Below are 26,968 nucleotides of genomic sequence, written 5' to 3' on the forward strand. Positions count from 1 at the left end.
ATGAGTGAGCGAGGAGACCCGATGACCCCACGGATCATGGACAAGGCGGCCCGGGTTCTGGCCAGTCCGCTGGGCTACACCGATGAGAAGCGGATGCACGAATCGCTTGCTCACCTGCGTGCGCATGCCCCCGTCTCGTGGGTCGAAGCAGAGGGCTACCGCCCGTTCTGGGCGATCACCAAGCACGCCGACATCATGGACATCGAGCGGCAGAACGACCTGTTCACCAACGATCCGCGACCACTGCTGGCGATCGCCGAAGCCGACGATGTGCTGCGTGCGCAGATGGAAGCAGGGATCGGCCTGCGCACGCTGATCCATATGGACGACCCGCTGCACCGCGACATGCGCAAGATCGGTGCCGATTGGTTCCGCCCGAAAGCCATGCGCGCGTTGAAGACCCGCTGCGATGAGCTGGCCAAGATCTACGTCGACAAGATGCTCGAGCAGGGACCCGAACTCGACTTCGTGCAGGAGATCGCGGTCAACTTTCCGCTCTACATCATTCTGTCGCTGCTGGGCCTTCCGGAGTCCGACTTCCCGCGGATGCTCAAGCTCACCCAGGAGATGTTCGGCGGAGACGACGAAGAGTTCCAGCGCGGCGGCAAGACCGACGACATGCTCGCGGTGCTGCTGGACTTCTTCAACTACTTCAACGCGCTGACCGCTTCCCGGCGCGAAAACCCCACCGAGGACCTGAGCTCGGCGATCGCGAACGCCACGATCAACGGAGAACCGTTGTCCGACATGGACACCGCCTCCTACTACGTCATCGTCGCCAGCGCCGGCCACGACACCACCAGCGCCGGAATCGCCGGCGGACTCCTCGAACTCATCCGCAACCCGGGTGAGCTACAGCGTCTGCAGAACGATCCCTCCCTGATGGGCACCGCGGTCGAGGAGATGATCCGCTGCATCGTGCCGGTCAAGGAATTCATGCGCACCGCCCAAGCCGACACCGAGGTCCGCGGCGTCCCCATCGCCAAGGGCGAATCCGTACTGCTGTCCTACGTCTCGGCCAACCGCGACGAAGAGGTCTTCGCCGACCCGATGCGCTTCGACGTCGGCCGCGACCCCAACAAGCACCTGTCGTTCGGCTACGGCGTGCACTTCTGCCTGGGCGCAGCCCTGGCCCGCATGGAGATGAACAGCTTCTTCACCGAACTCGTCCCCCGCATCAGCTCCATCGAACTCGCCGGCGAACCCGAACTCATGGCCACCACCTTCGTCGGCGGCCTCAAACGCCTGCCGATTCGCTACTCGCTGAAGTGATCTCACTGATCCGGTGGACGGCCAGAAAGCCGTCCACCGCGGCGCGGGCACACTCGCGGTAGTCGAAGTCGGCGAGCGTACTGATCCGGCCTGCAACCAGCGGGCCGATCAACAGCATGATGGCCTGCGCGCGGTCGACCTCGCCCAGCTCGCGCCGGGCGTCCGGGCTGTCGAAGATCGCGTCGAACGGTGCGCCGTACTGCTGGGCGACCCGCTCCCGCAGGGTGCGGACCTCCGGGCTGTCCGCGTCCCCGGTCTTGCCGGGCAGGTGCTCCATGTCCGGGCCCAACGCCAGCCAGTAGGTCGCTGACAACAGCGCCGGGGTCTCCGAGATGAGGTCGGCCTGCGCCTGCAGCAGCGCCAGTAGGCGCTCCCGCAGCGTCCCGGTCTCCGGCGGCATCGGGGCCGGCGGAATAAGACTGTGGAACGCGGCGGCCAGCAGGTCGTTTCCGCTCGGGAAATGCCGGTACAGGGTCGCCCTCGCGACGTTCGCGCCGCGGGTGACGGCGTCGACGGTGACCGCGCTGGGGCCGCCCGTGCGCAGCAATGCCGTTGCGGCGTCCAGTAACCGCGCGCGTGAACGCGCAGGTCTGGGGTCACTGCGTCGGCTTGCCATGAGTTGAAACCTCCCCGGTGCCGATCAGCACGTTTGAATATTTTTGAGACGGATAGTCTCACAGTTGGACCTGCGACCGAAGGAAGGCCCTGCGTGGACACCTCGATCCGGCCCGACAAGGGTACCGATAGCCGACTCCGGGACGTCTCGACTCTGCAGCGAACGTGGACATTGACCGTCGCCTGCCTGGGCGTGGCGCTGGTGATCTCCTCGATGATCGCCCTCAACACCGCGCTGGGCGACATCGCCGTGTCGACCTCGGCCAACCAGTCCCAGCTGACCTGGGTTGTCGACAGCTACACCCTGGTACTGGCCTGCCTGCTGCTGCCGGCCGGAGCCATCGGTGATCGCTACGGCCGCCGCGGCGCTCTATTGATCGGTCTGGCTATTTTCACGTTGGCATCGCTGGCGCCGATCTTCTTCGACTCACCGATTCAGATCATCGCGGCTCGGGCGGTGGCCGGAGCGGGAGCTGCGTTCGTCATGCCGGCCACGCTGTCCCTTCTCACCGTGGTCTATCCGAAGTCGGAACGCACCAAGGCGGTGGGCATCTGGGCCGCGGTGGCCGGCAGCGGCGCCGTGCTTGGCATGTTGGGTTCCGGTGTGTTGCTGCGATTTTGGCCGTGGCAGTCGATCTTCTGGGCGTTGGCAGGCGCAGGCGTGCTGTTGTTCGCGCTGACCTGGACGGTCAGCGATTCCCGCGACATTGCGACTCCCCCGCTCGACTGGCCCGGCGCGCTACTGATCGCAGGTGCCGTCGCAATACTGGTGTTCGGCATCGTCGAGGCGCCCCAACGCGGCTGGTCGGATCCGCTGGTGATCTGCTGCCTCGCCGCGGGGCTGGCGCTTACCGCGGCATTCGGCGTATTGGAAGCCCACCGACTACATCCGCTGCTCGATGTATCCCTTTTCCGGCGAGCCGATTTCGCGACCGGTGCGGCCGCGATCGCGGTGTTGTTCCTGGCCAACTTCGGGTTCATGTTTCTCGCCATGCAGTACACGCAGCTGATTTTGGGCTACTCGGCATTGCAAACCGCAATGGCACTGACCCCGCTGATACTCCCGCTGGGCGTGCTGTCGGTGACGTCGTCGTGGTACCTGCCGCGGCTGGGTCTACGGATGGTCGTCTTCACCGGATTGCTCTTCCTGACAGCCGGATTCGTCTGTCTGTTGACCCTGCGGATCGACTCGTCCTACCTCGGCCTGGCCTGGCCGCTGCTGGTACTGGCCACCGGGGTCGGGCTGTGCACCGCCCCGACCACATCGGCGATCATGAACGCCGCACCCGACGACAAGCAGGGCGTGGCGTCGGCGGTCAACGACGCCGTCCGTGAAGTCGGCGCCGCGCTGGGTATCGCCTTGGCGGGCTCGGTGCTGGCCGGTCAATACACTCACCGCCTCGGCGAACAACTGTCGGCGTTCCCGCCGCCCGTGCGACAGGCCGCCGGTGGTTCACTGGCCGAAGCGCTGGCGGTGTCCACCCGGCTCGGGCCCGCCGGCGCCCAGTTGGCCGACATCAGCAAGTCGGCCTTCCTGCACGCAATGCAGAGCTCGATCGTGGTGCTCGCGATTCTCGTCGGGGTCGCCGCCGTGCTGATCGGGTTGTGGGCCCCCGGCCGGGACGGCCGCCAACTGCGGCTCGTCCGACGGTTAACCGGACGAGACGAAGTCAGCGGCGCGGTGCCCGATCATCGCGATCGTCGCGTGGGGGCCGCGGCTGGTGATACGCGGCAGGACTGAACCGTCCACCACCCAGAGATTGTCGATCCCCCGCACCCGGCACCGCGGATCGACGACGGCATGCTCGTCGGTGTCGAGCCCCATCGGGGCCGTGCCGCAGAGATGCTGGGAAGTCGACCACATCGGTTCCCCGAGTTGTGTTGTGGTTCCCAGTATCTCAGCGGCATAGTCGCAGCCGCGCCGCAACGCGGCGGTATCCTCGCCCGCGCTGTCGTAGTGGTGCTCGATCAACGGGGTGAGCATCGGGTCGGCGGACTGCAGCGAGACGTGCCCAGTGGACCGGGGACTCATCAGCGCCACACCGAGATGGGGCCAATCCGGGCGGCCGGCGGTGCCGTCGCCGACCATGGCGATGAAACCACCGGTGTACGGCCGAATCTCGAGGCCGTCGATGACCAGCACCACTTCGAGCACCGGACGCTGGGGCGCGACGGTCCAGGTTGTCGGCAGCACCCACTCCGGGTGGTCCCAGGTTCGTTGCCCCACCGGCAGGTCGGCCGCCACCGCGATACCGAGCCGGCGCAGGGTCGCGGCGGGTCCGATGCCCGAGAGCATGAGCAGGTGCGCCGAGGAGATGGCGCCCGCCGAGAGCACCACCCGGTCGGCCTCCAACACAGCCGGCCCGTTCGGGCCGACGACCTCGACGCCGACCGCGCGACCGCCGGAGAGCCGGACACGCAGGGCGCGGGTACGCGGCAGCACGGTCAGATTGGGGCGGGCGGCAGCCGGTTCCAGGAATGCCGCGCCGGGGCCGCTGCGTACACCGTCGACGATGTTCAGCGGCACCGCCCCGATGCCGGGTGGCGCATTGTCCCCGGTGGGCTCGGCGTTGAGGTCAGGTAGCCAGCGCAATCCGGCGGCCTGGGCCGCATCGACGAAAGCGGCTGTACTGCCGACGAGTTCGTTGGTGCGCCGGATGGCGATGGGACCACCGTCAGCGCGGTCGGGGAAGTCCAGATCGGTCTGGATGGCGCGGTAGTGCGGTCTCACCTCGTTCCATGACCAGCCCGGCACGGCAGGCCCGTCGAAGTCGACCGGCAATGCCCGGCAGAAATAGCCGCCATTGACCGCACCGGAGCCGCCCACCGTCACACCGCGGACGACGTCGGCGTCGCGGGGCGGATCGTCGGTCAGGCGGGTCCGATAGCGCTGGGCCAGCGGGCTCGCGGCGCCGATGGGCAGTTGCAGGCCGTTGCGGGTGAGGGCTCGGACACCCGGCTCGTCGGGACCGAGCCCGGTTTCGACGACCGTGACCAGGCACCCCACGTCTGCCGAGAGGCGTTCGGCCAACACGGATCCGGCGCTTCCGGCACCGACGATCAGGACGTCGCTGCGGGTGCTGTGGTCGGCCACCAAGTCAGGTTTTGATCTGCGGCTTCAGCGGCCGCAACGTGCGCTCGCGGACGACACCCGTCCACAACCCGGCGCCGTACGCCAGATCGTCGAGGCGCTTGAGCAACAGGTAGGCGAACAGGCCGATCGGCTTACCCTCGACGTCCGTGCTGCGGTTGCGGGTGATCCAGTCCTGCACACCGTCGAGCACCGCTGCCACCAGGATCGCCTGCCGGCACCGCCGGGAGAGCAGGGCCGCCACCAACGCCAGCGGCCAGTAATGCCGGCATACCGCCGCCGACAGCTGCAGGGCGGCCGCGCCGATACCGCGCAGAGCCAGGACCACCACCTCGGATATTCCCGCGTCGGTGTTCTGCATGGCCTTCGCCGTGCGCCGGGTGGTCACCCCGGCGAACACCAGCGAGGCCAGATAGCCGCCCACCGAGCCCAGAGCCATCAGCAGCCACACCAGCAGGCTCCACGCCGAGATCACCACCGGGGCCATCTTGTCCGGGTGCCGAATTGACAGCGGCGCGGCCGAGCTGCCATAGAAAGCTTTGCGACCCAGCCACTCTCGCATCTGGGTGCGGTGCTCATGGGCGACCAGCGCAATCGGTTCGTAGCGCAGCCGAGAACCGGACTCGATCAACCGCCAGCACAGATCGACATCCTCACCCGAGGGCAGGGTCTCGTCGAAACCCCCGACCTCGAGCAGCGCCGAACGCCGGCAGATGATCGCCGCGCTCGGCACGTAGGACACCCGGCCGTACGGCATCACCGGAGCCTCGCGCTCACCGAGATCCAGCGACGACCGCACCGCCTCGTACCGGGCGACCAGCTGATCGCTGTGTCCGAGCCCGACGATGCGCGGGGCCACCAGCGCCACCGCGGGATCGCAGAAATGACCAAGCAGCGCCTCGAGCCAGCCGCGCCGCGGAACGACATCGGAGTCCAGGAAGGCTACGAAATCTGTTGCGCAAGAGGCAAGCCCGGTATTGCGGGCAGCAGCCGGTCCTTTGCTGCGCGCGTGACGCACCACCTCGACATCACAGCGGGCGCCGGCGAAATCGTCGGGCTGAATCGGCATCTCGGACCCGTCGTCGACGACCACCACGCGCATACCGCGCAACGACATGATCAGCCGATAGAGCCCAAAGGGGTTGTTGCGCACGGGGATAACCACGGTGACGTCGCGGTGCGACGGACCCCCCGCCGGGCGGGGATGGGCGACGGTGGCGTCGAGCAGGGTGCGGGCCAACTGGGCGCTCACCGCGTCGCGCACCTCGAGGCGGCCGCCGTCCAGCAAGGTCTGAGCTGCCGGCGCCAGGCGCAGCAGCCGGGTCGGTGAACCGCCGAGCAGGGCCGAGCCCTCGGCGAGTGTGCGCACCCGACGATCGACCTGAACCGCGAAGCCGTCGGGCAACCGCGGCTGGGTCATATCAGCAGCCCGTCGTCGGCCGGGCGCCACCGGCCGATACGTCGTGAACAATCGGCGACCATCTGCGCGAAGATGCGCTCACCCTCGACCGGAGTCGCCGTCGTCGGGTCACCCAGCACGCCCACCTCACTCACCGCGGCCACCCCCCCGAGACGCATCTGCGGCAAAAGGGTAGCCAGTGGAGCCCTGTTCCCGCTACACCAGGCGTCGGTGTGCACGTCCGCCGGTGAAATATGTAGCAATACAGACGTTTCCGTATGGCCGGCGTGGGCATCGCCGCCCTCGGCGATGCACGGGCACCAGGCGGCATCGCGGCCCTCGGTGCGCAGCAGGCGCACCGCGGAGCGCATGGCTTCCAGGTTGCCGCCGTGACCGTTGACGAAGACCACCCGGCGCGCCCAGCCACACGCTGAACGGCCGTACTCGACCAGTACGGTGGTCAGCGCCGCGGTGCCGATCGACACCGTCCCGGCAAACCCCTCGTGCTCGCCGGACGCGCCGTAGGCGATCGCGGGCGCGAGCAGATACTGATCATGATCCGACCCGTCGAGGTCTGCGGTGACAGCCCGGGCCACCGCGGTGGCGATGCGGGTGTCGGTGTCCAGCGGCAGGTGCGGGCCGTGCTGCTCGGTCGAACCGACCGGGATCAAGATCGTGGGCGAGGTATCGCGAAGCTGACTCGATGTCGAGTTGCCCAGCTCGCTCCGTAAAGCCACGCGCCGATGGTAGGCCGAATTCACCTGCTATGCGCCAATTGTTCGAGGAGAAGACGGATTTCTTTCGCAATCGGGACGGCACCGCCCACCAGGAGCGTTCACCGTCGTCCCGTCAGTCACGCCAGCACCAGAGGCTAGCTTATGGCGGGGTCAGTGCGCGCCGCCGCCGGGCACTCCGAGCGCCCGGACGAAGCCGTCCGGGACCAAGATGTCCTCGGCCGTCAGGTCGTGAACCGACGCCTTCCCCAGCCCCCGCAGGGCCGAGTCGATGCCGCCGGTGAGGATGTCGAGGACGTTCTCCACACCCGCCTGCCCGTTCGCCGCCAGACCCCATAGGTAGGCGCGGCCGATCATGACCGCGCGGGCACCCAGCGCGAGGGCCTTGACGACGTCGCTGCCCCTACGGACACCGCCATCGAGCAGCACCTCGACCTGGTCACCGACGGCCGCGGCGATGGCAGGCAGCGCCCGGATCGATGCCGGCGTGCCGTCCAGGTTGTTGCCACCGTGGTTGGACACCGAGATCGCCGAAACGCCAGCATCCACAGCACGTTTGGCGTCATCGATCCGCATTACGCCCTTGAGCATGAACGGTCCGCCCCACAACTCGCGCAGCCAGGCGATGTCGTCCCACGTCGGCGGTGGCGTGCCCATCCACTGGCCGTAGGCGTCGAAGAACGCCGGGCCGGCCTCGCCCCTGGCGGCCTGGTTCGGCACCGACAGGGCCGGCGGGCGCATGGTCTTGGCCCACTGGTAGAACCAGCTCGGCTTGGTCAGAACCTCCGGACTCATCTTGATCATGGTCTTGAGGTCCATTTTTTCCGGGATCTTGGGGCTGCCCCAGTCGCGCCCGTGGCTGAAGCTCCAGTCGGTGGTCACGATGAGTCCGACGGCCCCGGCGGCGCGGGCCCGCTCGGCGCGGGCGGCGATGGCGTCCCGGTCGCCCAGCCAGTAGATCTGGAAGAACGTCTTCGGGTTGGCCGCGACGACCTCTTCGATGGGCTTGCTGGCAAACGACGACAGCCCCATCGCGGTGCCGCGGGCTGCGGCGGCGCGGGCGACGGCCACCTCACCGTCGGGGTGCACGGCCTGCACGCCGGTCGGTGAGATCAGCACCGGCACCGAAACCTCTTGGCCCATCACCGTCGTTGCCATATCCCGCTTCTCAAGAGCGCCGATGACATGCGGGGCGAAGCCGAGCTCGTTGAAGGCCTCGTTGTTGCCGTTGACCGTGAGGCCCTTCTCACTGCCACCGATGAGTGCGCCGTACGCCGACTTCGGGAGGCGCTTGCGGGCGCGCTGCTGCGCGATGGCGACGGTTTCGAACCAGGTGTCGCGTGCCATGACTAGATCGGACTTTCGTTGCAGGGCTTGGCCGGCGGCCGGGTGGACAGAGTCAGCAGGATCGGTTTGCCGCGGGAGTGATCGGCGCTGGGGCGGGGCTTGTCCCGCTCGGTCGCCAGGGCGGGCACCCCGTAACCCTCGACGCACTCCGGGTCGGGACCGTCGAGCGGCAGGCCGGTGAAGAACTTCGCGGCCATGCAGCCACCGCGGCACGCGTCGTAATGCCCGCAGCTGCCGCACGCACCGGCCGACTGCGGCTCGCGCAGTTCGCGGAACAGCGGGGCGTTCTTCCATACATTGTCGAAACCGTTGTCCCGGACGATGTTTCCGGCCAGGAAGCGGTCATGGATGGCGAACGGGCAGGCGTAGACGTCACCGACCGGATCGATCAGGCAGACCACCCGGCCCGCGCCGCACATGTTCAAACCCGACAGCGCACCGGGCGCGCCCAGGCCGGACAGGTGAAAGAACGAGTCGCCGGTCAGCACTCCCTCGCCCTTGGCGACCAGCCAGTCATACAGCGTCACCTGCTGCTCGGGGGTCGGATGCAGTTCGTCCCACACGTCGGCGCCACGCCCGGAAGGACGCAGCCGCGTGATCCGCAGGGTGGCGCCGTAGCGGTCGGCGAGGGCTTTGAATTCATCGAGCTGGTCGACGTTGTGGCGGGTGACCACCACGGAAATCTTGGCGTCCTTGAAGCCCGCCGCGGCCAGGTTCTCCAGCGCGCGGGTGGCCATCTCGAAGGAGCCCGGGCCACGCACGGCGTCGTTGACTTCCGCGGTGGCGCCGTCGATGGAGATCTGCACGTCGACGTAGTCGCTCGCGGCCAGTCGCGCGGCCACCTCAGGGGTGATGCGCACGCCGTTGGTGGAGAACTTGACCCCGACGTGGTGTGCGGTGGCGTAGTCCACCAGCTCCCAGAAGTCCGGGCGCACAGTGGGTTCGCCGCCACCGATGTTGACGTAGAAGACCTGCATGCGCTCGAGCTCGTCGATGATGCCCTTGCACTGCGCCGTGGACAGCTCGCGCGGGTCGCGCTTGCCGGACGACGACAGGCAGTGCACGCACGCCAGGTTGCAGGCGTAGGTCAGCTCCCAGGTCAGACAGATCGGGGCGTCGAGGCCGCGCTCGAACTGCTCGATCAGCCGGGGTACCGGTGCTACCGAAGTCATTGGGAATCCTTGCAGGTCAGCATGTTCGAGGTCGCCAGCACGCTCAATGCATGCAGATAGGGCGCCTCGTCGGGCTCGTCCACCCCGGCCGCCCGCAAGGCGGAGCGCACGTCGGGATGCTGGGGCAGCGAATTCACGACGGCCAGAATGGTGCGGTTCTTCAGGAACGACAGCTTCCGGGTGCCGAAGTGGTACAGCAGCGCGCCGAAGGGTTCCGGTCGCACGGCCACCTGCGGATGCAAGCGCCAGCTGAGTGCCGGGTCGAAGGCCGACCCGGCCACAGCCGGATCGCCCACAGCGTGGGCGGGCACGGTCAGTAGACCCCGCACATCCCGTCGATGGAGACCTCTTCGACCAGCGTCTCGGTCACCAGTTCGGTTTCGTTCTCGGTTGCTTGGCTCGGCTCCATGAAAAGCACCCTTTCGTCGGCCCAGGTTCTCGACAATTGTGATCGAGATCGCAAGAATATGGCATCGAGTGCCGAAAAGGAAGGGCGGGTCGATGACGACTGGTGCTGGAGGCTCTCCGGGCGCCCGGGTGGGGCGGCGCAGGTCCACCACCGGAGACCACATCACCGACGTCGCCCTCGACCTGTTCGCCAACTACGGGTTCGGCTCGGTCAGCGTCGACGACGTGGCGGCGGCATCGGGTATCGCCCGGCGCACCCTGTTCCGGTACTACCCGTCGAAGAACGCGATCCCCTGGGGTGACTTCGACGCACACCTGCAGCACTTCCGCGACCTGTTCGACCGGGTCGCCGACACCGAACCGATCAGCCCGGCGCTGCGCTCGGCGCTGCTGGCGTTCAACACTTTTGACCCCTCCGAGACCGAACGGCACCGGCAGCGGATGCGGGTGATCCTGCAGACCGCGGAACTGCAGGCGTATTCGATGACGATGTACGCGGGCTGGCGCGGCGTGGTCGCGGATTTCGTGGCCGCCCGCACCGGCGGCAAGCCCGGTGACCTGGTTCCGCAGTCGGTCGCCTGGCTGATGCTCGGGGTCGCCCTGTCGGCCTACGAGTACTGGCTGGCCGACGAGGCGGTCTCGCTGCCGCAGGCGATCGGCGATGCCTTCGACGTCGTGGCGCACGGACTCGACGACCTGGACGGACGCTGACGGCGGCGCGCCGGAAAAAATCTTCAGCGGACCCGTCGGAGTTCCGCCCGGCGCGACGACGATAAGGGTGTGAGCGCGGATCCGGAACCCCCCGATGCTCCGTACCGGCTGCTAGAGCTCTACGACGACGCGCTTCCGGTCGTCTACGGATATTTCGTCCGCCGGTGCGGTGATCGGGCCACCGCCGAGGACCTCACGTCGGAGACGTTCCTCGCGGCGATGGATGCCGCCCGACGGCCCGCACCACCGCCGCTGGCGGTCCCGTGGTTACTCGGGGTGGCTCGGCACAAACTGGCCGACCACTACCGGCGCCGTTCGGCCCGGTCCACGGTGCCGGTCGCCGACGTGCCCGACAGTGAAGCCGCCGACGAGTGGGACGCGCAGCTGGACCGCATCGTCGCCGAGAGCGTGCTCGCCCGACTCCCAGAAGCCCATCGTGTGGTGCTCGCACTGCGCTACATGGACGACTGTTCGGTGCCCGAGTGCGCGGAGCTGATCGGACGCAGCGTGCACGCCACCGAGGCGCTCTTGGTCCGCGCCCGGCGTGCCTTCAGAAAGCTCTACCCGGAAGGAGGTGTTTCATGACCGATCCCCTGCGCGTCTTGACCACCGAAGACCTTCCCGTGCAACCGGATCCGTCCTTCGCGGCCGAGTTGCGTGCGCGGCTCGAGTCCGCGTTGTCCTTACCCGCGAACACCCAAGGAGTCACCATGAGCGGCACCGCGACAGCAGTCGCCGAACTGAACGCGCCGGCACCCCAGACCGGCATCCCCCGCCCCGCCGCGTTGCCGTACCTCACGGTGGCCGACGCCCGCGCCGCGATCGACTGGTATCGCGACGCCTTCGGCGCGGAATTGATCGGCGACCCGATCGTGATGGATGACGGACGCATCGGCCACGCCGAACTGTCGGTGAGCGGCGGTGTCCTGTACCTGGCCGACGAATCCCCTGATCTCGGATTGCAGGCGCCGCAGCGGGGGGTCAACTCGGTCAGCCTGATGGTGGAGGTCGCCGACACCGACGCTGCCCTGGCCCGGGCCAGGGCTCAGGGCGCCGAGGTGCAACGCGAACCCTACGAAGGGCACGGGTCGCGTACTGCCACCATCCGCGACCCGTTCGGCCATCGATGGATGCTCAGCGGGCCGGTTCGCGAGCCGATCCGGCACGGCGACATCGGCTACGTGTCAGTGCACAGCCCAAACCCCGCCCGCGCGATCGCGTTCTACTCCCAGGTGCTCGGTTGGGTGTGCGATTCAGCCGGTCAGGTCAGCAATGCCGTTGAGGCGATCGGCTTTTCGCCGTCCGATCGCACCACGCTGTTCTGCTGCTATGCGGTCGACGACGTGGATGAGGCGCGCGCCGCGATCGTTGCCGCCGGCGGGCGGGTGGATGCGTCACGCGAATCTGTGGTCGGCACTCTGCTGGAGGCCCGCGACAACCAGGGCGCCGCGTTCGCGATCTATCGGCCGGACCCGGGCCAGCGTCGTCCGCTGCTCAACGGGGCAGGTCCCGGTGAGCTGTCCTACGTCACCTACGAGGTCGGTGAGTCAACGGCGTTCCGCGAGTTCTTCGGCCAGGTGCTGGGATGGACGTTCGAACGCGGTCGGGTCGAGGACGGCTGGGCGGTTCAGAACACCCACCCGATGTCCGGCGCTGCCGGCGGCTCGCACACACCGGGCGTGGTGCCGATGTGGACGGTGTCCGATGTCGCGGCGGCGGTCGCCCGGGTTCGGGAGGCGGGCGGATCGGTTCTCGCCGAGCCGGCCCCGCAGCCCTACGGGCTGACGGCGGAGTGCACCGACGACCAGGGTGGGCGGTTCTACCTCGGCGAGTTCTAGGACGCCGGGAGAACGTCGGCGATGGGGGCGCCGGACGCGATCTTGGCGCGGGTCTTCATGACCTTGCCGGGCATGCCGCCGCCGACCACTCCGGCCACGACGCCGTCGCGCTCGTAGAAGGCCAGGAATTTACGACCGTCGTCCTCGACGACATGCACCGTGTCGGTGGCCTCCGGCTCTCCCAGGCACTGGATCTTGACGTCGTACTGGTCGCTCCAGAAGTAGGGCACCACGATCACCGATGGGGCCTCCTGCCCCAGCATCGACGGCACGATGACCCGGGCCTGCTCGGCCACATTGCTCCAATGTTCAACGCGGGCTTGATGTCCGGTGGCGTCGCGCCAGGATGCGACATCGCCGAGTGCCCACACGCCGGGGGCGCTGGTGCGGCCCGCCTCGTCGCACACCACCCCGTTGTCGACGGCCACACCGCTGCCCTCCAGCCAGTCGGTGGCCGGCCGCGACCCGATGCCGACCACCACGAGGTCGGCGGGCAGCTCGCTGCCGTCGGACAACACTACGGTCGTCACGTGGCCGTTCTCGCCGCGCACCTCAGCCACGCCGATGCCGGTGCGCACGTCGACGCCCTCGGCGCGGTGCAGGCGGGTGACCAGGTTGCCGACCTGCTCGCCGAGCACCGAGGCCAGCGGAGCCGGCTGCGGCTCGACCAGGGCCACCTCGACACCGAGTTTGCGCAGGCTTGCCGCGACCTCGCAGCCGATGAAGCCGGCACCGATGATCACCGCCTGCCGGGCCGACGCGGCGTGGGCGCGCAGCGCCAGCGCCTCGTCGAGCGAGCGCAGAACGCGGATGCCCTCCAGGTCGGGGAACGACGGGATGCGCTTGGGTACCAGGCCGGTGGCGATGACCAGCTCGTCGTATCCCAGCACCGAGCCGTCGGCAAGGGTCACGGTGCGGGCGCCGGTGTCCAGCGACGTGACAGCGCTACCCAGCCGCAGGGTGATGTCGTTCTCGGAATAGAACTCGGCGGGCTTGAGCGCGACATCGTCGAGGTCGGCGTGCAGCACGTCCTTCGACAGCGGCGGGCGGTCATACGGCAGATGCACCTCGTCGCTGACGATGGTGACCGGGCCGGTGTACTCCGACTTGCGCAACTGCTCGGCGGTGCGGGTGGCGGCCAGGCCGCCGCCGACGATCAGGATGCCGTTTTCGCTCGTGCTCACGTGGTGTTCTTACACGATCGCCGTCGCCACGTGCGCGCCAGCCTGCACCTACCGACCAGTTAGGCGGGCGACCGGTCAATCAGGTTGGACAGCACCACGATGCTCTCGCTGCGTTCGATGTCGGCGCTCGACCTGATGCGTTCCAGCGCTGCCTCCAGGTGTCTCATATCGCGAGCCAGCACATGCAGGATGGCATCCGACGTTCCGGTCACGGTGGCGGCGCTGATGATCTCGGGAATGTCAATCCAGGCCGCGCGCAATCGATCTGGCGCGATCGTGCCGTGACAGTAGACCTGCACGTACGCCTCGGTGTTCCAGCCGACAGCGCTGCGGTCGATCACCGTGGTGAACCCGCGGATCACCCCGGCGTCGAGCATCCGGTCGACTCTGCGCTTCACCGCCGGAGCAGACAGGTTCACCCGTTCCCCGATCTCGGCGAAGGTCGCGCGGGCATGCTCGGCGAGCTCGGCCAGGATCCGCTCATCGGTGTCGTCCAGCCGGTCCATTCAGCAGCCCTTTCGCACGGCACACAACAGATCACCGCAATGTTAGCGGTGACGCAATAGATCATTCATGGACACGCAATAGTTATCGATTGATTGCGTCAAACTGCACTTCTATGGTTGATTCATGACGATATCCCCCGATGTCGCCGTCGGGTCGACGAGGACACCGCGCAGCCAGCGACTCCGCCACTACGCCATGACCCCACCGACGTACTTCACCGTCGAGTACGCGATCAACCCGTGGATGGACACCAGCACGCCCGTCGACGGTGAGTTGGCACTCGCCCAGTGGCAACACCTGCGTGACACGTATCGCCGGCTCGGCCACACCGTCGACCTCGTCGAGCCGGTACCGGGCCTGCCGGACATGGTGTACGCCGCCAACGCCGGACTGATCATCAACGGAACCGCGATCGTCGCCCGGTTCAAGCATGCGGAGCGGCACGGCGAATCGGTGGCATATGCCGCCTGGATGGACCAACTCGGGCATGATCCGGTAGCGACCCGCCACGTCAACGAGGGCCAAGGCGACCTGCTGGTCGTCGGATCAATGATTCTGGCAGGCACCGGTTTTCGCACCCATCTGAACGCACACGCCGAGGTGAGCACCCTCACCGGCATGCCGGTGATCTCGCTGGAGCTCGTCGATCCGCGGTTCTATCACCTCGATACCGCGTTGACGGTGCTCGACGACACCACGATCGCCTACTACCCATCGGCGTTCACCGACGACGCCCGAACCCAGCTGCGCCGCCTATTCCCCGATGCCATCGAAGTGGCGAGCGCCGATGCCTACGTGCTGGGCCTCAACGCGGTGTCCGACGGCAAGCACGTGGTACATCCCGCGCAGGCCACCGGCTTCGCCGAGCAGCTCCACCGGGCCGGCTTCCACCCGATCGGTGTCGACCTCTCCGAGCTGCTCAAGGGCGGCGGCTCAGTGAAATGCTGCACGTTGGAGGTGTTTTCATGACCATGGCTGACACCGTCACCGGCGCAACCGCCGCGGCAATCGCACTGGACAACGCCTATGCCGCGCACAACTATTCGCCGCTTCCGGTGGTGGCCTCCCATGCCTGCGGCGCGTGGATCACCGATGTCGAGGGCCGCCGCTACCTGGACTGCCTTGCGGCGTATTCGGCGGTGAACTTCGGCCACCACAACGACGAGATCGTCACCGCCGCCCACCGCCAGCTCGACGCCGTGACATTGGTGAGCCGGGCTTTCCACTCCGATCAGCTCGGCCCGTTCTGTGCCGCCCTGGCCGGGCTCTGCGGCAAGGACATGGTGCTGCCGATGAACAGCGGCGCCGAGGCAGTGGAAAGTGGCCTCAAGATCGCCCGAAAGTGGGGCGCCGACGTCAAGGGTGTCCCAGCCGGGATGGCGAATATCGTTGTCGCCGAGAACAACTTCCACGGACGAACGATCAGCATCGTCAGCTTCTCCTCTGATGACACCGCGCGTGGCGGCTTCGGCCCGTTCACCCCCGGCTTCCGGTCGGTGCCGTTCGGGGACGCCGACGCCGTCGCAGCCGCGATCGACGAGAACACGGTCGCCGTACTCATCGAGCCCATTCAGGGCGAGGCCGGGATCATCGTGCCGCCCGACGACTACCTGCCCCGGCTGCGCGCAGTGTGCACCCAGCGCAACGTGCTGCTGATCGCCGACGAGATCCAGTCCGGCCTGGCCCGCACCGGCCATACGTTCGCCTGCGACCACTGGGGTGTGGTGCCCGACGTCTATCTGCTCGGCAAGGCACTCGGCGGCGGCGTGGTCCCACTCTCGGCGGTGGTGGCCGACCGCGACATCCTCGGGGTTCTTCATCCCGGCGAGCACGGGTCGACGTTCGGCGGCAATCCGCTGGCCGCGGCGATCGGTTCCACCGTTGTCGGCATCCTGCGGCGCGGCGAATTCCAGGCCCGCTCAGCCGAACTCGGCCTCCATCTGCACGCCCGATTGCGGTCGCTGATCGGCCACGGGGTGCTCGCGGTCCGCGGTATGGGACTGTGGGCCGGCGTGGACATCGACGAGCGACTCGGTACCGGCAAGCAGCTCAGCCTCGCCCTCGCCGAGCGCGGAGTGCTGGTCAAGGACACTCATGGGTCGACGTTGCGGTTCGCTCCCCCGCTGGTGATCACCGCCGAGGAGATCGATTGGGCGGTTGGGCAGTTCGCAAGTGTGCTGGCGCAGGCGGGTGCACACTCGTAACGAGTAGTTCAGTTCGGTGACCCCAGGAGGCACTATGACCGCACCGCCGCTGAGCCTCTCCCAGCAACTGTTCCGTCGCCGCCCCGTCGCCGGTGCTCCGGTCGCACACGGTGCCTCCGACCATCTGAAGAGAAGTATCGGCACCTTCCAGTTGACGCTCTTCGGTGTCGGCGCAACCGTGGGCACCGGCATCTTCTTCGTGCTGTCCGCGGCGGTGCCGGAAGCCGGTCCGGCGGTGTTGGTCTCGTTTCTGCTGGCCGCGGTCGCGGCCGGGCTGTCGGCGATCTGCTACGCAGAGATGGCGTCGTCGGTGCCGGTCTCGGGCTCGACCTACTCGTATGCCTATACGACGATGGGCGAAGTCGTCGCCATGGGCGTGGCAGCGTGTCTGCTTCTCGAATACGGCGTATCCATCTCGGCCGTCGCCGTCGGGTGGAGCGGTTATCTGAACAAGTTGTTGCAGAACCTGTTCGGGTGGCAGCTGCCGCAGTCCTTGAGTGCCGCCCCGTGGGACTCCGCCCCCGGCATCGTCAATCTGCCCGCAGTCCTGCTGATCCTGATGTGCATGGCCCTGCTGATCCGTGGTGCAAGCGAGTCGGCGTTCGTCAACACCGTGATGGTCTTGATCAAGCTCAGCGTGCTGGGGATGTTCATCGTCATCGCGCTGACCGCGTTCAACGCCGATCACTTCCACGGCTTCTGGGACAAGGGCGTTCCCGGCATCACCACCGCCGCGAGCATGATCTTCTTCTCGTTCATCGGTCTCGACGCGGTATCGACCGCCGGCGACGAAGTAAAGAATCCGCAGAAGACCATGCCCCGGGCCATCATCGCGGCCCTCCTCGTGGTCACCACCTTCTACATCCTGGTCGCGTTCGCCGGCCTGGGCACGCAGGACGCCGCGGACTTCGGATCGGACGAACAAGCCGAAGCGGGGCTGTCGGTGATCCTGGAGAACATCACCGGCAGCACCTGGGCCAGCACAGTTCTGGCAGCCGGCGCGGTGGTCTCCATCTTCTCGGTGACGCTGGTCGTGATGTACGGGCAGACGCGCATTCTGTTCGCGATGGGCCGAGACGGGCTGCTGCCGTCGATGTTCGCAAAGGTCAACCCGCGCAGCATGACTCCGGTGGGAAACACGGTCATCGTCGCCGCAGTCACCGGCATCCTGGCCGGCTTCATTCCGCTGAACTGGCTACTCGACGCGGTGTCGATCGGCACGTTGGTCGCGTTCATCACGGTGTCGGCCGGTGTGATGATCCTGCGGGTGCGCCAACCCGACCTCGAGCGGCCGTTCAAAGTCCCGGGCTACCCCGTGACACCCGTTCTGTCGATCCTGGCCTGCGCCGCGGTGCTCTACGGCCTGCGCTGGCAGACGTGGTTGGTCTTCGGTGGCTGCGTCGCTCTGGTATTGCTTTTCTATCTGTTCTGGGGACGGCGCCACAGCGCGTTGAACGCCGCGGGCCCCGACGGTTCCCTTCCGACGGCGGTGCCCGGCGGCGACGACGTGATGATCAAGGACGAGCCGTGACCGTCGCCGTCGGCTACCTCTCAGGAAAGAGCGGTCGCTCGCCGCTGTATCTGGCGGTCGAAGCCGCCCGGACCCTGCAGACGTCGCTGACCGTGGTGACTGTCGTGCCGCGACCCTGGATGACCCCGTCGCTCGGCCGCATCGACGCCGAATATGCCCAGTACGCCGAACAATTGGCAACGAACTCCGCAGCGCAGGCCCGGGACTGTATCGACGCGATCGCCGATGGGCTCGACGTCAGATATCACAAGGTGTCGCACCGCTCGGTGTCCGGCGGCCTCCTCGAAGCGATCTCCGAGCTCAAAGCGGAGGTACTGATCCTCGGCTCGGCCGCCGACGGCAAGCTCGGGCAGGTGGTGATCGGCTCGACCGCCGACCGCCTGCTGCACTCCTCGCCGGTGCCGATGGCGATCAGCCCGCGCGGCTATCGCGGTTCGAAGGCCGGCGGCCTGACCCGGATCACGGCCGCCTACCCGGGAACGGCCGACACACTGCATGTCGTGCAGCGTGTCGCCGAACTCGGCCGACGGCTCAACGTGCCCATGCGGGTGATCACGTTCGCGGTTCGGGGCCGAACGATGTACCCGCCGGAAGTCGGCTTGAGCGCCGAGGACTCGATCCTGGAGCAGTTGGCCGGTTACGCACGAGAGGCATTGGCGCAGTTGAAGACCGACGGCATAGTCGGACCGGACGTCAAGGTCGAGGTGGCCACCGGCAACGGCTGGGACGATGCTCTGGACGCCGTCGATTGGCAAGACGGTGACCTGCTGGCGATCGGCACATCGCCCGTCGGCGGAATCGCGCGGGTGTTCCTGGGCTCACGGGGCTCGAAGATCCTGCGGCACAGCCCCGTTCCGGTGCTGGTACTACCGGGCTGACCGCTAGTACTTCATCACACCACGGTCGACGCTGATCTGCGAACCCGACAGGGTGGCCGATTGGTCGCCGGCCAGCCACACCACCACGTCGGCAACCTCGTCGACGTTCATGAAGTCGGACCGCTTTCCGGTCGCGTTCTGACCCACCGGGAGGTAGGGCATCGGGGCGAAGCCGTGTAGATAGCTCGGGTGTGCGCCGAAAACGCCCAACATCGCGTCGTTTTCGGTCATCGGGGTGGCCACCGAGTACGGATGGATGGAGTTGACCCGGATGCCGTACTCGCCGGCTTCCAATGCGAGCGAGTTCGTCAGTGCGGTCAGCCCGTGCTTGGACGCGGCGTAGTGGCTGTTACCCGGGGTGGCCTTGACTCCTGCCGACGAACTCACCACGATGATCGAGCCGCCGTTGCCGGCCTCGATCATCGCTGGGACGACTGCACGCAATGTGCGCCAGGTTCCGGTGAGATTCGTGTCGATGACGGTGTTCCACTGCTCGTCGGTCAGTTCCCACAACCGGCCCCAGGACAGCACGCCGGCGTTGGCGACCAGGATGTCGAGCCTGCCGAACTGCTCGACCCCGTCGGCCACCAGCTGGCGCACCGCGGCGTCGTCGCGGACGTCGACTTCCCGTCCCAGCACCTTGCGGCCCTCGGCTTCGACCAACCGGACGGTCTCGTTCAGGTCCTCCGGGGTAGTCCCGGGATAGGGAATGGTGTCACTGACAGAGGCGCAGATGTCGGAGACGATGACGTCGGCGCCTTCGCGTGCCAGCCGTACAGCGTGCGCGCGGCCCTGGCCTCGCGCGGCACCGGTGACGAACGCGACTCGCCCCTCGAGCGTCCCCGACGATGTTGTCATCAATGGTCCTTTCAGTCAGCCCAGGCCAGGCTAGCAAGAGGACTGGAACGTGTTCTAAATACTTCCCGGCCAGTGGTCGCAAATGTGACGTCGTGTCTGCCCATGACCCACTCGGGTAGTGCAGCAACTGACCCGGCTCAGTAGACGACCGGGTCGCGGACGATCGGGCAGGTCATGCAGTGACCGCCGCCTCGTCCGCGACCCAGTTCGGCACCGACGATCGTGATGACTTCGACCCCGGCCTTGCGCAGCAGCGAGTTGGTGTGGGTGTTCCGGTCGTAGGCGAACACCACGCCCGGCTCGACGGCCACCAGGTTGTTGCCGCTGTCCCACTGTTGTCGCTCGGAGTCATAGGCGGTGCCACCGGTCTCGACCACCCGCAGCGCCCCGAGCCCCAAGGCGTTCGCGACCACCTCCACGAACGGTTTGGTCTCTTCGATGACGTCCAGACCGGGCGCCGAATCACTGGGCAGCAGCGTGAAAGTCTGGATGTTGTCGACGATTTCGGGATAGATGGTCACGACATCGCGATCGGCGAAGGTGAACACCGTGTCGAGGTGCATCGCGGCGCGCAACTTGGGCATTCCCGCCAGGACGATCCGGTCAGCCGCGCCGCGCTCGAACAACGTCGCCGCCACTTGGGTGATCGCCTGCCGTGAGGTCCGTTCGCTCATCCCGATCAACACCACGCCGTTGCCGGGCACCAACACGTCGCCACCCTCGATAGTGGCCATCCCCCATGACTTTTCGGGATCACCCCACCACACGGTCGATCCGGTGAAGTCGGGATGGAACTCGTAGACGGCCTTCATCAGCAGCGTTTCGTCATGCCGGGCCGGCCAGAACAGCGGGTTGAGTGTCACACCGGAATAGATCCAGCACGTGGTGTCGCGGGTGTACAACGTGTTGGGCAGCGGCGGCATCAGATACTCGGTGATTCCCGCGTGCTCGCGGGCCAGGGCACGGTAGCCCCGGCCGAGGTCGACGGGTAGGTCACGGGTCGACAGCCCGCCGATCAGGAACTCGACGAGCCGACTGGCGGGCAACTCGTCGAGGAACGATCTGGTGTCCTCGACCAGCCCCATGCCGACCTCGTTGGCGACGATCTTGCGGTCGAGAAGCCAGGTGCGGGCGTCCGGGATCGCCATCGTTTCGGTGAGCAGGTCGTGCAGTTCGACCACCGCCACACCGCGGTCCCGCATCTTGTCCATGAAGTCGAAGTGATCCCGGCGGGCGTTCTGCACCCACAGCACGTCGTCGAACAGCAGGTCGTCGCAATTGGTGGGCGTCAGCCGTTCGTGGGCAAGACCGGGTGAACAGACCAGCACTTTGCGCAGCGTTCCCACCTCGGAATGCACGCCGTACGACGCGGATGCAGACGTCACCACACCAGTTCCCTTCTCCTAGAGTGCGATTGCACGCGTCGGTCGAGGCCGGCGGCTAGAGGTCGGCCAGGATCTGCTGTCGCTTCGCGGTGTATTCGGCCTCGGTGATCGCGCCGGTCGCTCTCAGCGTCTCGAGCTCTTGAAGACGTTGCGCGGTGGACACTTCCGGCATCGTCGGCGGCAGGTATGGCGGGGTGGCAGGTTGCGCAGCCTGCGGCGGGGCGGTGGCTGCCGGCTGCCCGGCGGCGGCCCGCCGAACGACTGCCATCACCTGCTGGCGCACCGCAGGATTGGACCGGATGTCGATGGTGCCATTCATCGGCACGCCGTTGGCACGCAGGATCTGCATGATCTCCATGAGCGGGCCGGCCTGCCCGCGCAGGTCGTAGGTCTTGTTGTCCTCGGCGAGCGTGAACTGCGCAGGGACCACACCGGCGATCAAAGCGCTGGCGTTCCAGTCGATTTCGTACTTCTGCGTGCCCGGCTCGACGAGCGCGACCAGCTTGTGGGCATTGAGGATCTGCATGCGGGTGGGACTCGACGCCATCGTTTCCTGACTGTCGAAACCCTGATAACCGGGCACCTCGAAGTGGAGATTCACCTTGATCATCTGTTGGTCGTTGACGAACCACGAGGTATCCGAGATGCCGGTGACCTGCGCCAGCACCAGAACACCGCGCTGGTTCAGCTCTTCATGCTTGGCGGCCAACTTCATCCCGGAGTTGGTCAACCACAGGGCGGCGAGCACGTCGCCCGCCGTGATCAACAGCCCGACCCAGAACATCCACCCGATGTACGGCCGCGCGAACGGTCCGAGAGCGAAGTAGACGATCAGGAAGATCGGACCGACGAGGCCGCCGAACAGCAGCACGGTCAATTGCGCTTTGAGATACCGCCCGAACATTTGGCACACCCCTTCTCGGCCAGCAATGTCGCGATCAGACTAACTCCACCAAAGTCGCTTGGGACCACTTGTTGCAGTCTGTGACGGTGCTGCTGACGGCCCTGTTCAGGGGGTTTGCAGCAGCTGGTCCAAGCCCGGCAACTGCGGGACCAACCGATCGACGAGCAGCTCGAGACTGTTCTGCGCCCCGGACTCTGCCGGCGGTGCGGGCCGAACAGGGGCCGGGGACGCCGGGTGCGCGGCCGGCTGGCTGCGCGGCGCGGGTGGCACGCGGTGGACGTCGACGCTTGCCGCGCTGACCATCAGCACCGACGCGACGATTCCGCCGAGCACAGCCAGCAGTGCCGCGCCGCCGAACAGGACCGACGGCGGGTATGCCGGCTGCTGAAAGTCGTCGTCGTCCATGGCCCCACCCCGCTGTGGATGCCGAAGCCTAGCACCGGCGCGCGAGTGGTTGGCGACAAACGAAAGCGGCGCCCACCCGAAGGTGAGCGCCGCTTCGCGGAACTGGATCAGATCATCACTTGATGATCTTGGTGACCCGGCCGGCGCCGACGGTGCGGCCACCTTCACGGATCGCGAACCGCAGGCCCTCGTCCATGGCCACGGGCTGGATCAGCTTGACGGAGATGTCGGTGTTGTCACCGGGCATCACCATCTCGGTGCCCTCGGGGAGGGTCACCACGCCGGTCACGTCCGTGGTACGGAAGTAGAACTGCGGGCGGTAGTTGTTGAAGAACGGCGTGTGCCGGCCGCCCTCGTCCTTGGACAGGATGTAGACGCTGCCCTCGAACTCGGTGTGCGGGGTGGTGGTGCCGGGCTTCACGACGACCTGGCCGCGCTCGACGTCTTCGCGCTTGACGCCACGAACCAGCAGACCGACGTTGTCACCGGCCTGGCCCTGGTCGAGCAGCTTGCGGAACATCTCCACACCGGTGACCGTGGTCTTGGTGGTGGTGGGACGGATGCCGACGATCTCGACTTCCTCGTTCACGTTGATCACGCCACGCTCGACACGACCGGTGACCACGGTGCCGCGGCCGGTGATCGTGAAGACGTCCTCGACGGGCATCAGGAACGGCTTGTCGGTGTCGCGGACCGGGTCCGGGATCGACTCGTCGACAGCGTCCATCAGGTCCTCGACACTCTTGACCCACTGCGGGTCGCCCTCGAGGGCCTTGAGCGCGGACACCTTGATGACCGGGGCTTCCTCGTCGAACTCCTGGGCGGCCAGCAGTTCGCGGACCTCCATCTCGACGAGCTCCAGGAGCTCCTCGTCGTCGACCATGTCGGCCTTGTTCAGAGCCACCAGGATGTAGGGGACGCCGACCTGGCGGGCAAGCAGCACGTGCTCACGGGTCTGCGGCATCGGACCGTCCGTGGCGGCGACCACCAGAATCGCGCCGTCCATCTGGGCGGCACCGGTGATCATGTTCTTGATGTAGTCAGCGTGACCGGGGGCGTCGACGTGCGCGTAGTGACGCTTCTCGGTCTGGTACTCCACGTGGGAGATGTTGATGGTGATACCGCGCTGACGCTCCTCGGGCGCATTGTCGATCTGGTCGAATGCGCGCGATTCGTTCAACTCCGGGTACTTGTCGTGCAGAACCTTGGTGATTGCTGCAGTCAGCGTGGTCTTGCCGTGGTCAACGTGACCGATGGTCCCGATGTTGACGTGCGGCTTCGTCCGCTCGAACTTCGCCTTCGCCACTTCTGTGTCCTCCTGGACTTGTTGTTTGCAAGCTAGTTGCAGTGTTGATGTTTTCAGTTGTGGTCCGCCAAGCCGGCGGGCCAGGATTACTGACCCGTCGCCTTCGCGATGATCTCCTTCGACACGTTCGCCGGAACTTCGGCGTACGAGTCGAACACCATGGAGTAGTTAGCCCGGCCCTGCGTCTTCGACCGGAGGTCGCCGACGTAGCCGAACATCTCCGACAGCGGAACCTGCGCCTTGACGACGCGCGCACCGCTGCGCTCCTCCATGGCCTGGATCTGACCACGGCGGGAGTTCAGGTCGCCGATCACATCACCCATGTAGTCCTCGGGCGTGGTGACCTCGACGGCCATGATCGGTTCCAGGATGACCGGCTGCGCCATGGCGGCAGCCTTCTTCAGCACCTGGGAGCCGGCGATCTTGAAGGCCATTTCCGATGAGTCGACGTCGTGGTACGCACCGTCGAGCAGCACGACCTTCACGTTGACCAGCGGGTAGCCGGCCAGCACGCCGTACTGCATGGCGTCCTGTGCACCAGCATCCACCGAGGGGATGTACTCCCGCGGGATGCGGCCACCGGTGACCTTGTTCTCGAACTCGTAGGTCGCACCGTCCTCGCCGGTAAACGGCTCGAGGTTGATGAGGACCTTCGCGAACTGGCCCGAACCGCCGGTCTGCTTCTTGTGCGTGAACTCGACGTTGGTGGCAGCGCGCTTGATGGTTTCCTTGTAGGCCACCTGTGGCTTGCCGACGTTGGCCTCGACCTTGAACTCGCGGCGCATCCGGTCCACCAGGATGTCCAGGTGCAGCTCGCCCATACCGCCGATGACGGTCTGGCCGGTCTCCTGATCCAGGTGCACCTTGAAGGTCGGATCCTCTTCGGCGAGCTTCTGGATGGAGAGGCTCAGCTTCTCCTGGTCACTCTTGGTCTTGGGCTCGATGGCGACCTCGATCACGGGATCGGGGAACGTCATCGACTCCAGCACGATCTGGTTGTTCGGATCGCTCAGGGTGTCACCGGTGGTGGTGTCCTTGAGGCCGATCACCGCGTAGATGTGACCGGCGGACGCCGACTCGACCGGGTTCTCCTTGTTGGAGTGCATCTGGAACAGCTTGCCCAGCCGCTCCTTCTTGCCCTTGGTCGAGTTGATGACCTGCGCGCCGGAGTCGACCTTGCCCGAGTACACCCGGACGTAGGTCAGCTTGCCGAAGAACGGGTGCGTGGCGACCTTGAACGCCAGCCCGGCGAACGGCTCGTCGGCCGACGGCTTGCGCGAGATGATCTCGTCTTCCTTGCCCGGGACGTGGCCTTCGGCGGCCGCAACGTCCAGCGGGGTCGGGAGGTAGTCGATGACCGCGTCGAGCATGGGCTGCACGCCCTTGTTCTTGAACGCGGACCCGCACAACACCGGGTAGCCGGCGCTGGTGACGGTCAGCTTGCGCAGACCACCCTTGATCTCCTCGACGGTGAGTTCTTCGCCGCCCAGGTACTTCTCCATGAGGTCGTCATCGGCTTCGGCGATGGCCTCGATCATCGCGGTGCGGTATTCCTCGGCCTTTTCCTGCAGATCGGCCGGGATGTCGACGACGTCGTACTTCTCGCCGAGCTTCGTCTCACCGCGCCAGACCTTGGCCTTCATCTCGACCAGGTCGACGACGCCCTCGAAGTCACCTTCGGAGCCGATCGGCAACTGGATCGGGACGACGTTCGCGCCGAGGCGATCCTTCATCGTCTGCACCGAGAAGTAGAAGTCGGCGCCCAGCTTGTCCATCTTGTTGACGAAGCAGATGCGCGGGACGTCGTACTTGTCGGCCTGACGCCAGACCTGCTCGGACTGCGGCTCGACACCTTCCTTGCCGTCGAAGACGGCGACGGCACCGTCGAGCACGCGCAGCGAGCGCTCCACCTCGACCGTGAAGTCGACGTGGCCCGGGGTGTCGATGATGTTGATCTGGTTGTCGTTCCAGAAGCAGGTGGTAGCGGCCGAGGTGATGGTGATACCCCGCTCCTGCTCCTGCTCCATCCAGTCCATCGTGGCGGCACCGTCGTGCACCTCACCGATCTTGTACGAGATACCGGTGTAGAAGAGGATGCGCTCGGTCGTCGTCGTCTTGCCGGCATCGATGTGCGCCATGATGCCGATGTTGCGGACCTTGTTCAGGTCGGTGAGCACGTCCTGTGCCACGGCTAAATTCCCACTCTTTCGCTTCTCAATTTGGTGTGGTCATGCGCCGGCAGCCGCCACGCGGTGGCCGCCGGCAGTGCAATCACCAGCGGTAGTGCGCGAAGGCCCGGTTCGCCTCGGCCATCTTGTGGGTGTCTTCACGCCGCTTCACGGCTGCACCCAGGCCATTGCTGGCGTCGAGAATCTCGTTCGCCAGCCGCTCGATCATGGTCTTCTCGCGGCGCGCCTTGGAGAAGCTCACCAACCAGCGCAGGGCCAGAGTGGTGGAGCGTTCCGGGCGGACCTCGACGGGCACCTGATAGGTAGCGCCACCGACACGACGGCTGCGCACCTCCAGGGCGGGCTTGACGTTGTCGAGAGCGCGCTTCAGGGTGATGACCGGATCGGTGCCGGTCTTGTCACGAGCCTGCTCGAGCGCACCATAAACAATGCGTTCTGCCAGCGATTTCTTCCCGTCCAGCAGAACTTTGTTGACCAGCTGGGTGACCAGCTGCGAGCCGTAGACCGGGTCATTGACCAACGGGCGCTTCGGCGCGGGACCCTTGCGCGGCATTAGCTCTTCTCCTTCTTCGCGCCGTAACGGCTACGGGCCTGCTTGCGGTTCTTGACACCCTGGGTGTCCAGCGAGCCGCGGATGATCTTGTAGCGAACGCCGGGGAGGTCCTTCACACGACCGCCGCGGACCAGCACCATCGAGTGCTCCTGGAGGTTGTGGCCCTCACCGGGGATGTAAGCGGTCACCTCGACGCCGGTCGTCAGCTTCACGCGCGCGACCTTGCGAAGTGCCGAGTTCGGCTTCTTCGGGGTGGTCGTGTACACGCGGGTGCACACGCCGCGGCGCTGCGGGCTGCCCTTGAGGGCCGCGGTCTTGACCTTCGCGACCTTGTCGGTGCGACCCTTGCGGACCAGCTGCTGAATGGTTGGCATCTACCGGCTTTCTTCTCTCGTACGTCTTTCGGCGCTTCTCAAGTCTCTGTACTGCTGTTTTCACCCCGCCGCGTACCCCGCTGCCGGGCGTGTCGCACACACC

The 26,968-nt window shown here is 66.6% G+C and carries 27 protein-coding genes; 9 read left to right on the top strand and 18 right to left on the bottom strand.

What is annotated here, in order from left to right:
* Positions 1 to 21 precede the first annotated feature (21 nt).
* Complete coding sequence (locus G6N32_RS22725) at positions 22 to 1,272, top strand: cytochrome P450 (protein WP_115321969.1); 1,251 nt, start codon at positions 22 to 24, stop codon at positions 1,270 to 1,272.
* Here G6N32_RS22725 and G6N32_RS22730 read toward each other — a convergent pair.
* Positions 1,238 to 1,888: a TetR/AcrR family transcriptional regulator gene (locus G6N32_RS22730; protein WP_115321970.1), complete on the bottom strand. Its 651-nt coding sequence runs from the start codon at positions 1,886 to 1,888 to the stop codon at positions 1,238 to 1,240. The two genes, G6N32_RS22725 and G6N32_RS22730, sit on opposite strands and share 35 nt — an antisense overlap.
* A gap of 93 nt (positions 1,889 to 1,981) precedes the next feature.
* Here G6N32_RS22730 and G6N32_RS22735 point away from each other — a divergent pair, with 93 nt between their 5' ends.
* Complete coding sequence (locus G6N32_RS22735) at positions 1,982 to 3,628, top strand: MFS transporter (RefSeq protein ID WP_115321971.1); 1,647 nt, start codon at positions 1,982 to 1,984, stop codon at positions 3,626 to 3,628.
* Here the strand turns inward: G6N32_RS22735 and mftG are convergent.
* From mftG to mftA, 7 genes are all read right to left on the bottom strand, one after another.
* Entirely contained in the window at positions 3,539 to 4,981 is a 1,443-nt protein-coding gene (gene mftG / locus G6N32_RS22740; protein ID WP_115322094.1) for a mycofactocin dehydrogenase MftG, read from the bottom strand. The two genes, G6N32_RS22735 and mftG, sit on opposite strands and share 90 nt — an antisense overlap.
* A gap of 4 nt (positions 4,982 to 4,985) precedes the next feature.
* Complete coding sequence (gene mftF, locus G6N32_RS22745; RefSeq protein ID WP_115321972.1) at positions 4,986 to 6,398, bottom strand: mycofactocin biosynthesis glycosyltransferase MftF; 1,413 nt, start codon at positions 6,396 to 6,398, stop codon at positions 4,986 to 4,988.
* The gene (gene mftE, locus G6N32_RS22750; protein ID WP_115321973.1) at positions 6,395 to 7,138 is read right to left on the bottom strand and encodes a mycofactocin biosynthesis peptidyl-dipeptidase MftE; all 744 of its coding nucleotides are present in this window, start codon (positions 7,136 to 7,138) and stop codon (positions 6,395 to 6,397) included. Before mftE ends, mftF begins: the two co-directional genes overlap by 4 nt.
* A gap of 126 nt (positions 7,139 to 7,264) precedes the next feature.
* The gene (mftD, locus tag G6N32_RS22755; RefSeq protein ID WP_115321974.1) at positions 7,265 to 8,458 is read right to left on the bottom strand and encodes a pre-mycofactocin synthase MftD; all 1,194 of its coding nucleotides are present in this window, start codon (positions 8,456 to 8,458) and stop codon (positions 7,265 to 7,267) included.
* 2 nt (positions 8,459 to 8,460) lie between these two features.
* Positions 8,461 to 9,630: a mycofactocin radical SAM maturase gene (mftC, locus tag G6N32_RS22760; RefSeq protein WP_115321975.1), complete on the bottom strand. Its 1,170-nt coding sequence runs from the start codon at positions 9,628 to 9,630 to the stop codon at positions 8,461 to 8,463.
* Entirely contained in the window at positions 9,627 to 9,941 is a 315-nt protein-coding gene (gene mftB, locus G6N32_RS22765; protein ID WP_410432262.1) for a mycofactocin biosynthesis chaperone MftB, read from the bottom strand. The genes mftC and mftB overlap by 4 nt, the downstream gene beginning before the upstream one ends.
* Positions 9,942 to 9,943: 2 nt before the next feature.
* Positions 9,944 to 10,039 (bottom strand): mycofactocin precursor MftA, encoded by a 96-nt coding sequence (mftA, locus tag G6N32_RS22770; RefSeq protein ID WP_102807121.1) that lies wholly within the window; start codon positions 10,037 to 10,039, stop codon positions 9,944 to 9,946.
* A gap of 92 nt (positions 10,040 to 10,131) precedes the next feature.
* Between mftA and mftR the strand changes: the two genes are divergently transcribed.
* The 3 genes from mftR to G6N32_RS22785 all read left to right on the top strand — a co-directional run bounded on the left by mftR (position 10,132) and on the right by G6N32_RS22785 (position 12,587).
* Positions 10,132 to 10,749, top strand: a complete 618-nt coding sequence (gene mftR / locus G6N32_RS22775) for a mycofactocin system transcriptional regulator MftR (protein WP_115321976.1) — start codon at positions 10,132 to 10,134, stop codon at positions 10,747 to 10,749.
* Between the two features lie 69 nt (positions 10,750 to 10,818).
* A complete protein-coding gene (locus tag G6N32_RS22780; RefSeq protein WP_115321977.1) occupies positions 10,819 to 11,334 on the top strand; it encodes an RNA polymerase sigma factor in 516 nt (171 codons plus the stop codon).
* Entirely contained in the window at positions 11,331 to 12,587 is a 1,257-nt protein-coding gene (locus tag G6N32_RS22785; protein ID WP_115321978.1) for a VOC family protein, read from the top strand. The genes G6N32_RS22780 and G6N32_RS22785 overlap by 4 nt, the downstream gene beginning before the upstream one ends.
* Here the strand turns inward: G6N32_RS22785 and G6N32_RS22790 are convergent.
* Together G6N32_RS22790 and G6N32_RS22795 are read right to left on the bottom strand one after the other, a co-directional pair.
* Positions 12,584 to 13,771, bottom strand: coding sequence for an NAD(P)/FAD-dependent oxidoreductase (locus G6N32_RS22790; protein ID WP_115321979.1), 1,188 nt, complete (start codon positions 13,769 to 13,771; stop codon positions 12,584 to 12,586). The two genes, G6N32_RS22785 and G6N32_RS22790, sit on opposite strands and share 4 nt — an antisense overlap.
* 59 nt (positions 13,772 to 13,830) lie before the next feature.
* The gene (locus tag G6N32_RS22795; RefSeq protein WP_036343479.1) at positions 13,831 to 14,277 is read right to left on the bottom strand and encodes an Rv2324 family transcriptional regulator; all 447 of its coding nucleotides are present in this window, start codon (positions 14,275 to 14,277) and stop codon (positions 13,831 to 13,833) included.
* Between the two features lie 124 nt (positions 14,278 to 14,401).
* On the opposite strand from G6N32_RS22795, the gene ddaH reads away from it, so the two are divergent.
* From ddaH to G6N32_RS22815, 4 genes are read left to right on the top strand one after another with little or no spacing between them, the layout of a single operon-like run.
* Positions 14,402 to 15,247: a dimethylargininase gene (gene ddaH, locus G6N32_RS22800; RefSeq protein ID WP_170310606.1), complete on the top strand. Its 846-nt coding sequence runs from the start codon at positions 14,402 to 14,404 to the stop codon at positions 15,245 to 15,247.
* Complete coding sequence (gene rocD / locus G6N32_RS22805) at positions 15,244 to 16,482, top strand: ornithine--oxo-acid transaminase (RefSeq protein WP_115321981.1); 1,239 nt, start codon at positions 15,244 to 15,246, stop codon at positions 16,480 to 16,482. The genes ddaH and rocD overlap by 4 nt, the downstream gene beginning before the upstream one ends.
* A gap of 34 nt (positions 16,483 to 16,516) precedes the next feature.
* Positions 16,517 to 18,013, top strand: coding sequence for an amino acid permease (locus G6N32_RS22810; RefSeq protein ID WP_115321982.1), 1,497 nt, complete (start codon positions 16,517 to 16,519; stop codon positions 18,011 to 18,013).
* Complete coding sequence (locus G6N32_RS22815; RefSeq protein WP_115321983.1) at positions 18,010 to 18,891, top strand: universal stress protein; 882 nt, start codon at positions 18,010 to 18,012, stop codon at positions 18,889 to 18,891. Before G6N32_RS22810 ends, G6N32_RS22815 begins: the two co-directional genes overlap by 4 nt.
* Positions 18,892 to 18,894: 3 nt before the next feature.
* Here G6N32_RS22815 and G6N32_RS22820 read toward each other — a convergent pair whose 3' ends face one another.
* The 8 genes from G6N32_RS22820 to rpsL form a co-directional block, all read right to left on the bottom strand.
* Complete coding sequence (locus tag G6N32_RS22820; protein ID WP_036343475.1) at positions 18,895 to 19,749, bottom strand: mycofactocin-coupled SDR family oxidoreductase; 855 nt, start codon at positions 19,747 to 19,749, stop codon at positions 18,895 to 18,897.
* A 137-nt stretch (positions 19,750 to 19,886) separates the two neighbouring features.
* Positions 19,887 to 21,134, bottom strand: a complete 1,248-nt coding sequence (locus G6N32_RS22825) for an arginine deiminase (RefSeq protein WP_115322096.1) — start codon at positions 21,132 to 21,134, stop codon at positions 19,887 to 19,889.
* 55 nt (positions 21,135 to 21,189) lie between these two features.
* Positions 21,190 to 22,038 (bottom strand): SHOCT domain-containing protein, encoded by an 849-nt coding sequence (locus tag G6N32_RS22830; RefSeq protein WP_115321984.1) that lies wholly within the window; start codon positions 22,036 to 22,038, stop codon positions 21,190 to 21,192.
* A gap of 105 nt (positions 22,039 to 22,143) precedes the next feature.
* Positions 22,144 to 22,443: a hypothetical protein gene (locus G6N32_RS22835; RefSeq protein WP_115321985.1), complete on the bottom strand. Its 300-nt coding sequence runs from the start codon at positions 22,441 to 22,443 to the stop codon at positions 22,144 to 22,146.
* A gap of 115 nt (positions 22,444 to 22,558) precedes the next feature.
* Positions 22,559 to 23,749: an elongation factor Tu gene (gene tuf, locus G6N32_RS22840; protein WP_115321986.1), complete on the bottom strand. Its 1,191-nt coding sequence runs from the start codon at positions 23,747 to 23,749 to the stop codon at positions 22,559 to 22,561.
* Positions 23,750 to 23,835: 86 nt separating this feature from the next.
* The gene (gene fusA, locus G6N32_RS22845; RefSeq protein ID WP_115321987.1) at positions 23,836 to 25,938 is read right to left on the bottom strand and encodes an elongation factor G; all 2,103 of its coding nucleotides are present in this window, start codon (positions 25,936 to 25,938) and stop codon (positions 23,836 to 23,838) included.
* 82 nt (positions 25,939 to 26,020) lie between these two features.
* Complete coding sequence (gene rpsG / locus G6N32_RS22850; RefSeq protein WP_036343469.1) at positions 26,021 to 26,491, bottom strand: 30S ribosomal protein S7; 471 nt, start codon at positions 26,489 to 26,491, stop codon at positions 26,021 to 26,023.
* Entirely contained in the window at positions 26,491 to 26,865 is a 375-nt protein-coding gene (rpsL, locus tag G6N32_RS22855) for a 30S ribosomal protein S12 (RefSeq protein ID WP_036343468.1), read from the bottom strand. The genes rpsG and rpsL overlap by 1 nt, the downstream gene beginning before the upstream one ends.
* Positions 26,866 to 26,968: the final 103 nt, after the last annotated feature.

Origin of the sequence: Mycolicibacterium aichiense (genome assembly GCF_010726245.1) — a bacterium.
Classification (GTDB): Bacteria; Actinomycetota; Actinomycetes; order Mycobacteriales; family Mycobacteriaceae; genus Mycobacterium; species Mycobacterium aichiense.